The organism is Agrobacterium sp. BT-220-3 (assembly GCF_025910175.1).
GTDB lineage: Bacteria > Pseudomonadota > Alphaproteobacteria > Rhizobiales > Rhizobiaceae > Agrobacterium > Agrobacterium oryzihabitans.
The window spans coordinates 76,792-89,995 of sequence record NZ_JAPAIX010000014.1; the positions used below are offsets into that span (position 1 = coordinate 76,792).

At 57.7% G+C, this 13,204-nt stretch carries 12 protein-coding genes; 2 read left to right on the forward strand and 10 right to left on the reverse strand.

Annotation, left to right across the window (positions count from 1 at the left end; translation table 11 throughout):
- Positions 1–117: 117 nt before the first annotated feature.
- Positions 118–570, forward strand: a complete 453-nt coding sequence (locus OK142_RS22910) for an NUDIX hydrolase (protein ID WP_498685420.1) — start codon at positions 118–120, stop codon at positions 568–570.
- A gap of 222 nt (positions 571–792) precedes the next feature.
- Here OK142_RS22910 and OK142_RS22915 read toward each other — a convergent pair whose 3' ends face one another.
- The 10 genes from OK142_RS22915 to OK142_RS22960 form a co-directional block, all read right to left on the reverse strand.
- Complete coding sequence (locus OK142_RS22915) at positions 793–1,110, reverse strand: DUF736 domain-containing protein (RefSeq protein WP_498685422.1); 318 nt, start codon at positions 1,108–1,110, stop codon at positions 793–795.
- A 727-nt stretch (positions 1,111–1,837) separates the two neighbouring features.
- A complete protein-coding gene (locus OK142_RS22920; protein ID WP_498685424.1) occupies positions 1,838–3,199 on the reverse strand; it encodes a GntP family permease in 1,362 nt (453 codons plus the stop codon).
- Positions 3,200–3,283: 84 nt separating this feature from the next.
- Positions 3,284–4,213 carry a ketopantoate reductase family protein gene (locus OK142_RS22925; RefSeq protein WP_498685426.1) on the reverse strand — a complete coding sequence of 310 codons (930 nt, stop codon included), beginning with the start codon at positions 4,211–4,213 and terminating at the stop codon, positions 3,284–3,286.
- A gap of 11 nt (positions 4,214–4,224) precedes the next feature.
- Positions 4,225–5,322: an isocitrate/isopropylmalate dehydrogenase family protein gene (locus OK142_RS22930; protein ID WP_498685428.1), complete on the reverse strand. Its 1,098-nt coding sequence runs from the start codon at positions 5,320–5,322 to the stop codon at positions 4,225–4,227.
- Positions 5,323–5,814: 492 nt separating this feature from the next.
- The gene (locus tag OK142_RS22935) at positions 5,815–6,528 is read right to left on the reverse strand and encodes a GntR family transcriptional regulator (RefSeq protein WP_498685430.1); all 714 of its coding nucleotides are present in this window, start codon (positions 6,526–6,528) and stop codon (positions 5,815–5,817) included.
- 233 nt (positions 6,529–6,761) lie between these two features.
- Positions 6,762–7,178: a hypothetical protein gene (locus OK142_RS22940; RefSeq protein WP_498685432.1), complete on the reverse strand. Its 417-nt coding sequence runs from the start codon at positions 7,176–7,178 to the stop codon at positions 6,762–6,764.
- A 144-nt stretch (positions 7,179–7,322) separates the two neighbouring features.
- Positions 7,323–9,359 (reverse strand): ParB/RepB/Spo0J family partition protein, encoded by a 2,037-nt coding sequence (locus tag OK142_RS22945; RefSeq protein ID WP_498685434.1) that lies wholly within the window; start codon positions 9,357–9,359, stop codon positions 7,323–7,325.
- 359 nt (positions 9,360–9,718) lie between these two features.
- Positions 9,719–10,177: a hypothetical protein gene (locus tag OK142_RS22950; protein ID WP_498685436.1), complete on the reverse strand. Its 459-nt coding sequence runs from the start codon at positions 10,175–10,177 to the stop codon at positions 9,719–9,721.
- A 9-nt stretch (positions 10,178–10,186) separates the two neighbouring features.
- A complete protein-coding gene (locus tag OK142_RS22955) occupies positions 10,187–10,693 on the reverse strand; it encodes a DUF6152 family protein (RefSeq protein WP_498685439.1) in 507 nt (168 codons plus the stop codon).
- A gap of 6 nt (positions 10,694–10,699) precedes the next feature.
- On the reverse strand, positions 10,700–11,881 hold the full coding sequence (locus OK142_RS22960; RefSeq protein WP_498685441.1) for an alpha/beta fold hydrolase: 1,182 nt from the start codon (positions 11,879–11,881) through the stop codon (positions 10,700–10,702).
- Between the two features lie 6 nt (positions 11,882–11,887).
- Here OK142_RS22960 and OK142_RS22965 point away from each other — a divergent pair, with 6 nt between their 5' ends.
- Entirely contained in the window at positions 11,888–12,766 is an 879-nt protein-coding gene (locus OK142_RS22965) for a LysR substrate-binding domain-containing protein (protein WP_498685443.1), read from the forward strand.
- Positions 12,767–13,204 lie beyond the last annotated feature (438 nt).

The following is a 13,204-nucleotide window of genomic DNA, read 5'->3' on the forward strand; positions in this document are numbered from 1 at the left end:
CCCTATCGATGAACTGCTGCCGTGGGTTTGCAAGGTGAAGTAATAAGCTCCGAATCCTGCGATCGGGTAAGCTCTGATCTGTTGCGGGATGGACGCGATTGCGATAGCCGGAAAAGAATGACAACCACCTCAAAATCCAGTGTGATCCGCATCAAAGCTCTCGGCCTACATTGGCGAGGTCCCAGGCTCTTGGCATTTGAGGTTTACGATCATGAAGGACGGCTAAAAGGCGTTCGTCCACTGGGCGGTAGCGTCGAGTTTGGCGAGTCCGCAAGAGATGCAGTTATCAGGGAGTTCAAAGAGGAAATCGACACTGATGTTTCCGTTCTCGCAGGTCCTTTGGTACTTGAGAATGTCTTCGTCCATGAGGGAGAACGCCGCCACGAAATCCTATTCATTTTTGACCTCGCGTTTCCCGAAGGAGCGTTCGAGGGCCAAGAACGAATTAGATTTCAGGAGGATGATGGTGCCTTGATGACCGCAGCTTGGTATGATCCGCAAGAATTAGATGTCGATGGAAAGCCGAAGCTTTATCCCAAAGGCCTTAAATCTCATCTCATCAGTCGATGATGTTGCTGGCGCGCCACTAACACTTCCCTCTTGGCGGCAGGCTTCGAAACGGCACAAGCTACCTTGTCAAGGTGCGAGAGCTGCGTGTCAAGCAGAGCAAGCCGGCGCCAATGCGGTCGCGCATTCGGTGCGCAAGGAACGAATGCCTGCTGTGTGACAACGCTAACTTGCGAGTGAGAGAAACCCCGCTACGGTGAGCGGGGTTTCTGGAGGTGTCCGGCCTCAGTCGCCGCTGCGGCGCGACCAGATGAGATTGAGGGCTTCTCCTTCCTCGCCCTCGACCAGGCTGGCGTAGATGGGGGCCGGGAAGCTCGGATCGTCCAGCTTGACGGAGAGATATTCGCGCTGCGTCTCGCGGGCAGTTTTCTTCCAGGCGGCACCGAATTCCGTGGCTCCGGCGAAGATGCGGAAGTCAGGACCGCGCTCGCTTTCGCCCTCGGTGGGGATGAATTTGGCCTTGACGTTGAGGGTTAGGGTTTTGACCGCGCCGGTGAAGCCTGCGCCGTTTTCGTTCTTGGTGAAGGTACCGATAGTTGCCATTGTCGTGTTCCTTTTTCGCATCTGGCCGCGCCCATCGCGACCTCGATGGGGGTCGTGCGACCGGGGACGATCGGCCCGCACCCGAAGGGCTGCAACGCAGTGGAAGGCGGCAGGCGGCAGCTTTTTTGTTTCGCGATGCAAAGCCGCAGGCGGCGGAAAAAAGCGGCCGACGGACGTTGCGGGAAGACGAGCGAGGCGCAGCCGGTCTTCGGTCAGACCCAATCCATTCGAGGACGCCATGGGTGTGGCTGAAAGGAGAAATCTAAGGAACACACAAATGGCAACTATCGGCCCCGGTGCCGAGCATAAGAACGGGGAAACTCCAGCGTGGTTCAACCCTCCCCGCTTTCTGCAGAAAGGGCGTTTCGATCCTCGGTAGGCGGACCCGAGCTTCGTCCCCGATTCAACCTCTTCACGGGCGCTATAGATGGTTGGCTGAGAAATCTTCCCAACAGGTCAACGTGACCACTCCCCCAATGGACGATCCGTCGTCCGCGCTGCGACGCGACTATCGATGTCGATGGGGAGAACGGAGAGGCTGGCAGCATGGTTCGGCTGCAGGCGCTCTAAGAGCTGTCATTATTCCATTCGCTCACCGGAGCGGGGCTACATCAGGGAACCACAACTGCCACGCTTTGCGTTAGCGATTAAAGCCGAATGCCGGAAACGCGCCTTCGGCGTGGTTCCGGCGCAGCCAAAAGCGCGGCCCGTGGGGCAACGTCCCTGTTCACATCACATTGCTGAGCAGTAAGATGATCGCCAGTGAGACAACCGATGCGATTGAGACCGACAAGCTGAAAGTTTTTAGCGTTCCTCGGAGCGTCATTCCCATCAATGCCTGCATCAACCAGAAGGTATTGCTGGTGACATGAATAAGGAACAATGATCCAGAACCAGCGGCCAATGCCACCCACACAGGAGACACGCCCAACGTGGCGACGACAGGCGCAAGCAGTCCTGCTGCGGTAATTGCCGAAACGGAAACCGAGCCGATCGCAATGTGCAGTACACATGCCACAAGCCAGACAAGCAACAGCGGCGCAGCCGAATGAGCGGCAAAATAGCCAGAAAGAATATGCCCGAGATCAGTGAGCCCGACGACCGCCGATAGAGAACCTGCGACACCAGTCAGAAGAAGGATCTGACCACTCTCCTTGAAAGCGGCGGAGACGGCGCTTGATCGCTGCTCTTCAGATAACGTGAAGCGACTGACGATAAATGCGATAACGAGACCCGTGAACAACGCGAAGGTCGAATTCCCAATCGCCGCCAAAATGGGCTGGTCGAGCTTAAGTGCCTTGTTGAGTGCTCCTGATGCGATCATGACCAGAGGTGCAAGTACAGGCAGCAAAGAGATTGCGAGCGGTGGGCTGGACAGCGGCGGATTGGACAGTGACTGATCCGCTTTTGCGTCTGCCTCGGCAAAAACCTCCTCTTCATTCGGAATCTCATCCATTTCCGGATTCCAAAGCCCGATCTTGAGAAGGAGCGAGTACAGGTATAGCGAAATGAGAGCTGTGGGCAGGCCGACCGCCAGGCCGTAAACCAACATTGTGCCCAAATCCACCTTCAAAACTGCCGACAAGGCGAGCGCCGCTACGCCTGGGACGACCATCACGAGCGCGAGCTCCATGCCAACCCCGACAGCCGAAGCCATCATCGGAGTTCCGTTCTTTCCGATCGCTTTCGCGAGCATTCTCGCGAGTGGGGCGGAAATAACCAGGAGGACGTCGGTATAGATAGGCGGGAAGACCGCGGTTAAGATGCCTGCAAATGCGTAAGGCGATTGCCGTTTGCCGAAGACGCGCAGGATGGCTGCGACGACGCGTTCGAATACACCCATGCGGTGCATGAAAGCGCCGATCATAACACCGAAGCCAATCAACAGGCCGATACGGGCCATGAGATCGCCAAAGCCAGTCGTTATGGCTTTGACCGTGTCATCGAAACTTATCCCTGATGACAGCCCCAGATAAAGCGGACCTGCCACGAGAGCGATGAGCGGGTTTACACGCAGATAGATGATTAGAAAAATGATAAGAAGAATTGCGAAGCCACTGTTCGCAAGTACGAAAACATCTTGCATCATTACCTCCCGATACGATGCCGTGCGGAACCATTGGCGGACGGGGTCCTCCCCCCGTTCGCCTTGATAAAAGGATTTGCTTTTTTGTTAGTCGGTAAACTTCGACTCGCGCGCCTTTATGATCGCGACGACAGTGTCGTTGATCGGTGTCGCGATACTGTACGGTTTGGCGAGGCGCGACACTGCGCCGTTGATCGCGTCGACTTCTCCCCTGCGACCGAGGTTGTAATCGAGAAGCATTGACGGCTTCGCGTTGGGAATCTTCGACCCGAGTTTGCGCACGTGTTCGATTGGATCGCCGACGTCCAGCGTTATGCCGGCGGCTTTTGCGACCGCGATCGCCTCCCTGCAGCATCCTTCCGCAACGCTCCAGGCATGAGGGTTCGCCATGACTTCTCCAATTGTCAAACCGGTGGAGCAAGTCGTGCCTGAAAAGCACACGTTCATGATGAACTTCTCCCAGACCATCTGTTTGACGTCTTCAAACAGGGCAACCGTAAAACCGGCGGAGCGCCAGATTTCCGCTGAGGCCTCCAAATGATCTTTTGGCAGCCCATTCAAGGCGCCGAAGCGTATCATCTCCATCCCGTTGTGGTGTGCATGCCCTGGACCACGCATGGATGCGCCGAAACCGCCGACTACGCCAATCGCGATGCGGTTGGACGGAATCGATTCCGCCGCGACCTCCGGAGACCCGATCCCATTCTGGATGGTCTGCACAACTGTGTTTTCGCCTATCAGAGAGGTGGACGATCTGGCAGCCGCATCAACATCGAAGGCCTTTGTCGCGATGATGACAAGATCACTTGTCCCGATACCGTCCGTGGAGGTACCAACACTAGCCAACCTGACAGTCCGATCTCCGCTGGCGCCTTCGACGCGCAGTCCTTTGTCATTCATGACCTGCGCATGGTCGGGCCACTTGGTGACGGCGTGTACCTCATGTCCTGCATCTGCCATCAACGCAGCATATACAGAACCCATCGCGCCGCAGCCGACTATAGTTACTTTAGACATGTCACCCCTCCTTACGCGGCCACGCTCATGTCAGAGAGCACAGAGACAATCGCAGAAGTTACTTCTTCGGTACCCGATTTTCCGCCAATGTCACCTGTCTTGGGGCCGGACGAAAGGACCTTCGCGGCCGCACTGCGAATATCGGTAGCTGCTGCGGCCGCTTCCGGCACACCCTTTTTCTCTGCCAGCCAATCCAGCATCATGGCACCGGAAAGGATCGTCGCGACAGGATTGGCAATACCTTTGCCTGCAATATCCGGAGCGGAGCCGTGCGAAGGCTGAAAGATTCCATGCGTGAAGCTAACGTCGCCAGACGGCGCAACACCGAGGCCACCGACGACACCCGCCGCGATTTCGGAGACAATATCACCGAAGACGTTTTCGGTGACGACGACATCGAAACGTTCCGGGTTTGTAACGAACATCATGGAGCCCGCATCGATGTAGATGCGATCACTGCCAATATCCGGATAACGCATTGCCACGCCGTCGAAGCATTTGCGCATAAAGGCGTTGCTACGCAGGACGTTTGCCTTGTCCAGAAGCGTGACGTGACCAGGAGTTCCCTGTGTGTCACGGCGCAGCCGCGCCTGCTCGAAGGCGAGCGTAAAAAGCTTTTCGCATGTCGCCCGGGTAATCACGAGGCGATCGCTGCAGCTTTCCTCGTTGACTTCAATTTCGTCATGGCGGCCGGCGAAAAGCCCTTCAGTCAATTCTCGAATGACGAGCACATTGACCTTGTCGACTTTCATGCGTGTTTCCACGCCCGGCAACAAAATGCAGGGTCGAAGGCTTGCGAACAGACCATAATGCTCGCGCAGGTCAATCTGAGGCGCAATTTCTGTACCATCTGCCTTGCGGACCGTCGGGAGACCCATTGCTCCCAGCAGCACGGCATCCGCCTCACCCACGGCTACAATGTCTTCATCGGACATCGGCTTTCCGGTCCTTTGATAGTAGCCCGCGCCGGCTTCATAGGTTGAATAGTTGAGGTCAAAACCGTGCTTCTTTGCCGCGGCGTCCATGACTTGGACGGCGGCGTTGACCACGTCTGGGCCAATCCCATCACCTGGCATCAGAGCGATCTGAAACACTGCAGAATTTTTCATAAGGGGCTCCTCCTAAACCTATTTCCCAACGAACCAATAAAGAATGCATTATACGAATGCAATAGATGCATGCATCCGGCGTGGAAATATTTGGACGTCGAACTTTTGATGCAAGGAAAGAGCGTTGGAGCCTTGAGATGGGACCGAACGCGCTCCAGAGATTAAGGGCGCAAGCCAAACCACATTCGTGGCCGGAGCCGAATGTCATTGCTCAAGAATGAAGACGAGTGACTGCACCGGCCACAGGCGTCATGCAGTCTTCGTATGTCGTGGATAACTGTTCCGAGCGACCAGGTGCGGTGGAAGCTATTGCAGCAACAGGCCTACGGCGTCGATCAGCATCCCCGCGCTAATCGGCCGACTTAGGAAAACAATTGGATCGCCCTTAGATATGGTCACCGAACGACGGAGAAATTCTTCGATCATCGGACCGAGAAGAGGCTAAAAGCAGCGGTGCCTGCCGTCTTGATTGTCTTTGAGTTGCTATACGTGTCAGTCGTCGAGAAACGTTGACCGTGACCGCATTTTTCTCAATATCGGTATAAGGGTTTCTATGCCCTTCTTGCGATGACTAATCAAAGCTTCACGGGCTGCGATTGGATCGCGCAACTTGATCGCTTGCACGATCTCTCTGTGATCCTTCGTCGCTTGTTCAGGTCTTGGCCGATGCTCAAGTGTCACCAATCGCGCTTGATGGGATTTCTCCATCACTGACCGCGCAAGGCGGACAAGCTGCGGGTTCCCGCATAGTTCAACCAACATGGTATGGAATTTATAGTCGGCATCGGCCCATGCCGAGAGATCGTCTCTTTCGAGGGCGTTTTCCGCTTCGAGCGCGGCCTCCTCGATCCGTTCGTCAATGTGGTCATCGGCTGGCTTCGAGCGAGCGGCCAAACGTTCTGCAGCGATTCCCTCCAGACCCATCAGGACCTCATAGATGTCCTGCATTTCGGTCGCATTGAGATCACAGATATATAGCCCTCTCTTTGGCAGTTGCCTGAGCCAGCCCTCTTTTTCCAGCAACACAACCGCTTGATGTACCGGGGTTCGGCTTACATTCAGTCGTGCCGCAATTTGTTGCTCGGTGACCTGAAGACGTGGCGCCAATGCTCCCGTCACAATTGCTTGTTTTACCTGTTGATAAACGCTCTCCGCTAACGAAGATCCGTCGCGAATGGTTGTCTCAGAGGCGTTTGTTTGGGTCATATCCTGCCATCAAATGTCGTTTTGTATTTTCGGTTATTCGGATAACGACTCTCAATTAAAGCTTGTGCGTATGCAAGCGGAACATCGCTCAAGCGCATACAACAACAGATGCACTGATTGTATGCAGGCCGGATGACACGTTGCGCCGTATATAAGGCCCGCGAAGCACATCGGTTGTTCCGTGTCCCATGGGTTTAGCTTCAGAGGCTCACTCCAAACGCGACCCGAACGGGTCAGGTTTGGGGCCGCGTCGATGATGCGGCCAATCGCATAAGCGCCGACACGCCCACAAAGCTGCCTCCGATGATGCAGAAGACTTGCCGCCAGACCTCGGAAGGCACGGCTTCGCGCGTGACGCCGTGCACAAGGGCGTAGCCCGCAATGGCGGCGGGCACGGCAAACACCAGAGCCATGATGAGCCGCAGGATCGGTGAGTGCAACGACGCGAAGGCGAACACCAGCAGTCCGTAAGCGGTTGCGCCGACGAGGAGGCCGACGAGCCCCGCGCCGATCAGGCCCGAGCCTGTCGCGTAAGCGAAGCGCGCCGCTTGTACTCCGAGCACAAATGGCAAGGCATAGACGGCGAGAATGTATGCCAGGGCGCACATTCCTGCGATCAGGGCAACGCTCAACAACACCACGGCAATCATATGGTTCTCCATAACGTCTATGACGGTCGCCGTCATCGGACAGTCGAGGTCAGCCGGTCGCGTGGTGAACACCGCGCGACCGGAATTTTTGTGATTTCGACAATGAGGAAGGCCGGGACCGCAGATGCGATCCCGGCCCGATCCTCACTCGGCGGCGATCTGGATGGTATCATCCTCGTGGCGGTCGCCCAGCCAATCGGGCCGCGCCGTCCTCATGACGGTGGGCAACCAGCCGGTTCCGGCCAGAAGCTGCTCGGCAGCATCCGCCATATCCGTCTTCTTCAAGCTCGCGATCCGCTCCGCCGCCTCGTCGCTAACGGCTTCCCGCACGGCGGCAAGGATGTGCGCCTTGGTGACGCGGCCGAGATAGGCCCGCACGGTGGGCGTCCAATGCGCCGTCATGTCGAGCACCACCGCCGTCGCCAGCTTGTCGGCCGTCGCATAGGCATGCGGCTTGCGCTCCCAAGGCTGCTTGACCGCGTTGACGGTGAGCGATGCGCAATGGGCAAACAGCGCCATGACGCTGGCATGGTCCAAACCGGCAACGAAGCCCCACAGATCAGCCACATCACGTGGCATATCCACCGCCCATCCAGCATGACGATCGGCCAGCGCCTTGCCCGCCGCCGTGTCCTCGATGCCGTCCGCGTGGGACGCGAGATAGCTGCTGGTCGGGCGGATTTCGAGGCATGCAGCGTCCACCCCGCGATAGTACGTTTGCGCCGCCAGAGCATGGGTGACGGCGATGAGCGCCATATCCGGCTGCTCGCCCAAGGCGAGGCGCAGGCCGAGCGTCCGGTGAGAGGTCAGATCGCGAATGAGACTGTCCGAAAGTGGCTTGCCCGCATCCCCGGCATCCTCTTCCTCCGTCTTGAGCACAGAAACCGGGTTGCCTGCCTCGTCACGGTCGCCATCGTCGATAATCTCACCGTCGCCGTTAACGCGAACACCATCCACCACACCGCCAGCTTCGCCGCCCGCATCGCATTCGGTATCAGGCTTTTCATCCTCCGCCCGGACGAAGCCGCGCTCAATGCGGGCTTCTCCATCATGGGATAGTATGACGAACACGCCGCCACCCGCGATCTCGTCGGCATCGTAGGTGTGACGTAAGGCATCGATGCGCTCGATCTCGGCTTCAAGCTCTGCGAACCGCTGATCGACGTCATCGGGCAATTCTTCGGCGCTTTCATACCGCTCGGTCAACGCATCGTATTCTCCTTGCGCGGCGGCATAGGCTGCCTCCGTTTCCTCCGACAATTCCACCGGATGCGGATAGATGCGGCGAAAGCCGTTGCCGTGCGGATAATCGATATGAACCGAAGCCCACTTCCAGCCTTCTTCAACTTTTATGGTTTCCGCGATTCGCTCCAGCTTCTCGATGACGAGTCGGTCGAGCAAAGCGGCATCCTCATAGAAGCCGCCGCGGTCCTCGGTGAACAGGTCGCGCAGGATCATGCCACCCGCTTCCGTATAGGCCGCCGCACCAACGAAGATCGCGCGGCGATCCGTTGCAGCGATGTTGGTTTTGGTCAGGTCGCGGCGGATGATCCACGGCTCCCGGTTATAGGACAGGTTCTCGTAGACTTGCTCCTGCCGGGCCGGATCGTCCACGATGGCAAAGGCCATCAACTGGTCAAGGGTCAGCCCACCATCGCGATAGACCTGCATCAGTTTGGGGCTGACCGCGCCGAGGCGCATACGCTGGCGAACGACATGGGCGGTCACGCCAAACCGGGCCGCGATTTCTTCCGCGCCCCAACCGCGCGTTTCGGCAAGCTCGCGAAAGCGTTCGAACTGGTCGGCAGGCGAGAGGTCTTCGCGGGTGACGTTCTCGTCCAGACTGATTTCGCTCGCGTCATTCACGGTGTCGATGACGCAGCGGATCGGCTCGGTCTTCTTGATCTGCTTGCGCCTCACACGCAGCAGCTGCGCCAACCTACGGCCTTCACCGATGCTGACGAGATAAAAACCGGTCGCGGTTCCCTCTGCGTCAACCTCTGGTTCCACCACAAGGTTTTGCAGAATGCCCTTGGCATGGATGCTCGCCGCCTTAGCTTCGATGGAAGCCTCGCTGTGGGGCGTTTTGCGGGCGTTACTCGGGTGCTTCTTGAGTTTGTTCAGTGGAATGAAAACCTCGGCGGTGGTTGTTTCGGTCGTTTCGATGGCGATGGTCGTCATGGTCTTGTTCCTTATGGGCTTGGGTTGGAGCGCAGCGCTGCGCTGCAACCCTGCCCGTCGGCGAGACCGGGGTAGCGAGGGCAAGGGCGGCCGGGGTGGAGGGGGATCACCCGGCCTGCACAAGCGGATTTCCACAGTTACGGAAATGCTGAAAGACGTAACCGCGCGGAAGGTTGGGGAGACCACCCCGGATGGCGCGACGCGGCGCGCTTTACCCTTGCCCGCGCGAGGGCAGACGCCCTTAGGAAAGCCGGACGGCGTGAGCGCAGCGGAAGCCGAGCACAAAGAACCGGATCAGAATGTGCAAAATCGAAAGGCCTTGAACACAGACCTTCTGATCACAACGACACGACCGATGCTCAGACATAAGCAATCGCTCGCCCAAGAATTAATATGCCGCTCCAAAGAACGAGAGACGATGCGATCGAAAGCCTTCTGACCGCGCTTCCGCGCCCGCCTTGCCGTTTCTCCGACAGATAGCTCTGGAAGAGGATCGCATTGCCCATCGCAATTGCGAAGGCGGCAATCTTCAGACGGAATGCCGGATTGTTCCAGAACTCCAGCGGATCTGAAATGAAGAGAAGACTTCCTGACAGTACCGCAAGAACGATGCCTGCCTTGGTGACGTTAAGGAGCGCTGGAACAGCAGCCAGTAACGACGACGCGCGCAAGACGGCAAGCAATGTGAGATCGGCAACAAGAATTGTGCCGTATAGAAGCGCGATGCCCGTCAAATGCATTACCTCTAATGCCGGGAACACCCAGGTTGAGCGGCGAATGATATCGGACAGCGGTAGGGATTGCAGAAGCTCCAGCATCGCGCCAACTCAAGAGCACGGCGTTGGAGGGACGGGCACAGAGCGTTGACGAACGGCGCGACTGTCATCGAAGATGACAACCTCAGGCCTGAACTCATGATTGTTATCGCACGCGACGTAACCGATCATCCGGAACCGGTTCCCGGGCGCGGCATCGCTTTCGGCCATCCCCCAATCCTCAAGGCGCGACGGTGGTGCAAGAACGATAGTGTATTCAGGGGTGTCGACCTCAAGTGGAAGAAGTTTCATCGGCACAGGCAAGGCCGGCATGGTTCGAAAAAGGCCATTTTCTTCAGGTGGCATTCGAACAGTCGACAAATCGGGAACCGTTGGTGTCGAGGTCACGCGCAGGACGATTTCGGGATGTGGATTTGCCCATCTCACAGAGACGACATGCCCTTCAAGATAAAGGACCCGGCTCGTGTCGAAATAAGTCCAGCCATGATGTGCGAGCACAGGAAGAGGCCCAAAGGTCCAAACGACAGAGGCAGCAAGAAATGCGAAGTTCAACCTCATGGCTTTTCACCCTCGTTTCAGCACGGTTGATGCTAACGGTTCCAGGAACCGAGTAACAGCAGCGAGGAATGCACCACGTCCGGCTTCATCGCGATCAAGGTGCACAAAATGTGTAGCGTTCGGAATAGTCACAAGCTCGGCTTGGGGGGCCTCCTCAAACATGGCTTTTGCGTCTTGCGGCCGGCTCCAAAAGTCCAGTTCAGAACGGATGACGAGCACCGGAGTAGCAAGAGAGGCGGCGCGCCATTGCCGCCTGTCGAGCGCCAGTTCGAAACTGTCGGCAAGAGCCCCGCTGGGCGAGCGAAAGGCCTCGGGCTGCCGAGCGCCAGAAGTTTCATCCGAAGCGAGTGCTGCATCCGCATAGGCGCTGGCGACGTGTTCGTCCCGCCACGATGTCTTGTCTGCAGCTGGAATGCTGTTGTCCCACGCGGTGAATAGGCTCGCGCGCGAGTTCAACCTGTAACCGCCAAAGGCAGCCGCATTGAAGCTTCCCGGGTTTTGAGGATCGTCGAGTGGCGAGCCAAGACCAAGAGCAGCGTGCTCGTTCGTGCCTCCATAGAGCGTATTGTATAGAATCAGCCGGTCGACAGTCTCAGGATGCTTAGCCGCGTAGGCGCCAGCCCAATGGCCACCCGTCGCCCAGCCAAGAATGCTGACATTGGGATCTCCGCTCCATTCGATGATGGCATCGATCGCTGCGGCAATATCGGCGACCACGTCGCCGGTTCGCATGAGCGGAGCCGAGGTCCCCGGCGATTGGTCCATGGCGGATGGCCGACTTGAGGCTCCATATCCGCGCACGTCAAGGATGTAGACAAGATGTCCCGCTGCCGCGAGATCGGCGGCAAGCGAGCCGCCTGCGACCGGTAGATCAAAGGATGCGATGCCGGGTACGCGCGCACCATGGATAAGAAGAACAGCGGAATTGATCTCCGCTGGAGCGCCGGGCAGCCGAACTTCCCGGACAAACAGGCGCTCCCCCGAAAGCAAATCGACGAAGCGATCCTTTCTCACAACGAGCGGTTCGCTCGCAATAAGAGGGCCTCTCGCGAGGACCGCAACAGCTGCAAGAATGAGGACGGTAATATCTCTGTACATGGCATCCCAACGACGATGATGTGGCTCGACGTAAAAATGCGTGCGTTCTGAAAATAGATCGATGATACAAATCTTGTTTTTTGATATCATCACGATATGGAATTACGTCATCTTCGTCATTTCCTCGCCGTCGCCGATGAGCTCCACATGGGACGCGCAGCCGAGCGCCTCGGCATGGCACAGCCCCCGCTCAGCCAGTCGATCGGGCGCCTGGAGAAGGAACTCGGCGTCCGGCTGTTCGAGCGCGCCAACCGGCGCTTAACCCTCACGCGGGCTGGCGCAGCGTTCATCGCAGAGGCGCGTGCTTCCGTGGAGCATGCCGATTCAGCCTTGGCTATTGCACGGGCAGCAGATGGCGGCGAGGCCGGCGTCGTCAGGATAGGCTTTGTCTCAGCTGCCCTTTACGAGCGGCTTCCCCAACTTCTTTCCCGGTTAAGGAAGGCCCATCCGAACATCCAACCAACGCTCATAGAGCTTTCCACCAACCAACAGCTCAACGCATTGGCCAATGGAACTATCGACATCGGCTTTGTTCATCCTCCGTTAGGAACGGCCGATCGCCTCGACGTGATAGAGTTTCCGACCGAAGAGAGCGTCGCTGTGCTTCCTGACGATGGCCAGACGAATGGCGTCACCCTGGCACAGATTGCAGCGCTTGGGCTGATCCTGTTTCCTGCAGCCCAAGGGCCAGTTTTGCACGCGCGCATTCTCGACATCTTTACGAAGGCAGGCCTTGATGTGCGGATCGTCCAAGAGGCGACCAGGGCGCTAACCATGCTGTCGCTGGTGTCCGCCGGGTTGGGAGCGGCACTGCTTCCCTATTCCGTCCAGAATGTAGCCTTCCGGGGTGTTCGTTATGCTGCGATTGCGGATGCCGCCATGCCCACCTTGTCCATCGCCATGATCGCCAGGCGGCGAGCTCGACCCGCCGTCATCAGCCGCACCTGGAGCATATTTTCCTCTGAATCTTATTAGCGCTGTCACCAATATCTCTATGCGCTCCCCCTTATGCCCTACTGCCCACCGAGCACGACCGCACTCTAAAGCCATCCTTTTTCTACGCCACAACATCCTGATCATCGCACGCGTATGCCTTCCCCCTTTTCTTGCTCCAGTTTTCGGGGTCTCGATGGTTCCGCCGACTTCCCAGCGTGGACCTCCGAGACGATGACGCTCAAGCGACAGAAAATCAGTATCGCAGTGTGCCCTCCCCCGGATATCGGAAGGACGAGGAGCAGCGACCTAACCATAGCCGACGCCGCCGTTTTACGCTTGGCACGCCTGATTGGCCGACAGAGCTGGCTCGGGAAATTTGAACAGCGGGGATAAGTGGAATTTCTGCCTGACTTCGGCTTAGATGCCGTGAACAGGAGATACCATGACGAGACGACCGCGCCGGAACCACAGCCCGGC

What these genes read in the sequence shown, in the direction of transcription:
- OK142_RS22945 (WP_498685434.1), bottom strand. Translation starts at nt 9,359, where the DNA reads ATGACGACCATCGCCATCGAAACGACCGAAACAACCACCGCCGAGGTT.
- OK142_RS22955 (WP_498685439.1), bottom strand. Translation starts at nt 10,693, where the DNA reads ATGAGGTTGAACTTCGCATTTCTTGCTGCCTCTGTCGTTTGGACCTTT.
- OK142_RS22930 (WP_498685428.1), bottom strand. Translation starts at nt 5,322, where the DNA reads ATGAAAAATTCTGCAGTGTTTCAGATCGCTCTGATGCCAGGTGATGGG.
- OK142_RS22950 (WP_498685436.1), bottom strand. Translation starts at nt 10,177, where the DNA reads ATGCTGGAGCTTCTGCAATCCCTACCGCTGTCCGATATCATTCGCCGC.
- OK142_RS22935 (WP_498685430.1), bottom strand. Translation starts at nt 6,528, where the DNA reads ATGACCCAAACAAACGCCTCTGAGACAACCATTCGCGACGGATCTTCG.
- OK142_RS22925 (WP_498685426.1), bottom strand. Translation starts at nt 4,213, where the DNA reads ATGTCTAAAGTAACTATAGTCGGCTGCGGCGCGATGGGTTCTGTATAT.
- OK142_RS22915 (WP_498685422.1), bottom strand. Translation starts at nt 1,110, where the DNA reads ATGGCAACTATCGGTACCTTCACCAAGAACGAAAACGGCGCAGGCTTC.
- OK142_RS22965 (WP_498685443.1), top strand. Translation starts at nt 11,888, where the DNA reads ATGGAATTACGTCATCTTCGTCATTTCCTCGCCGTCGCCGATGAGCTC.
- OK142_RS22910 (WP_498685420.1), top strand. Translation starts at nt 118, where the DNA reads ATGACAACCACCTCAAAATCCAGTGTGATCCGCATCAAAGCTCTCGGC.
- OK142_RS22940 (WP_498685432.1), bottom strand. Translation starts at nt 7,178, where the DNA reads ATGATTGCCGTGGTGTTGTTGAGCGTTGCCCTGATCGCAGGAATGTGC.
- OK142_RS22960 (WP_498685441.1), bottom strand. Translation starts at nt 11,881, where the DNA reads ATGATATCAAAAAACAAGATTTGTATCATCGATCTATTTTCAGAACGC.
- OK142_RS22920 (WP_498685424.1), bottom strand. Translation starts at nt 3,199, where the DNA reads ATGATGCAAGATGTTTTCGTACTTGCGAACAGTGGCTTCGCAATTCTT.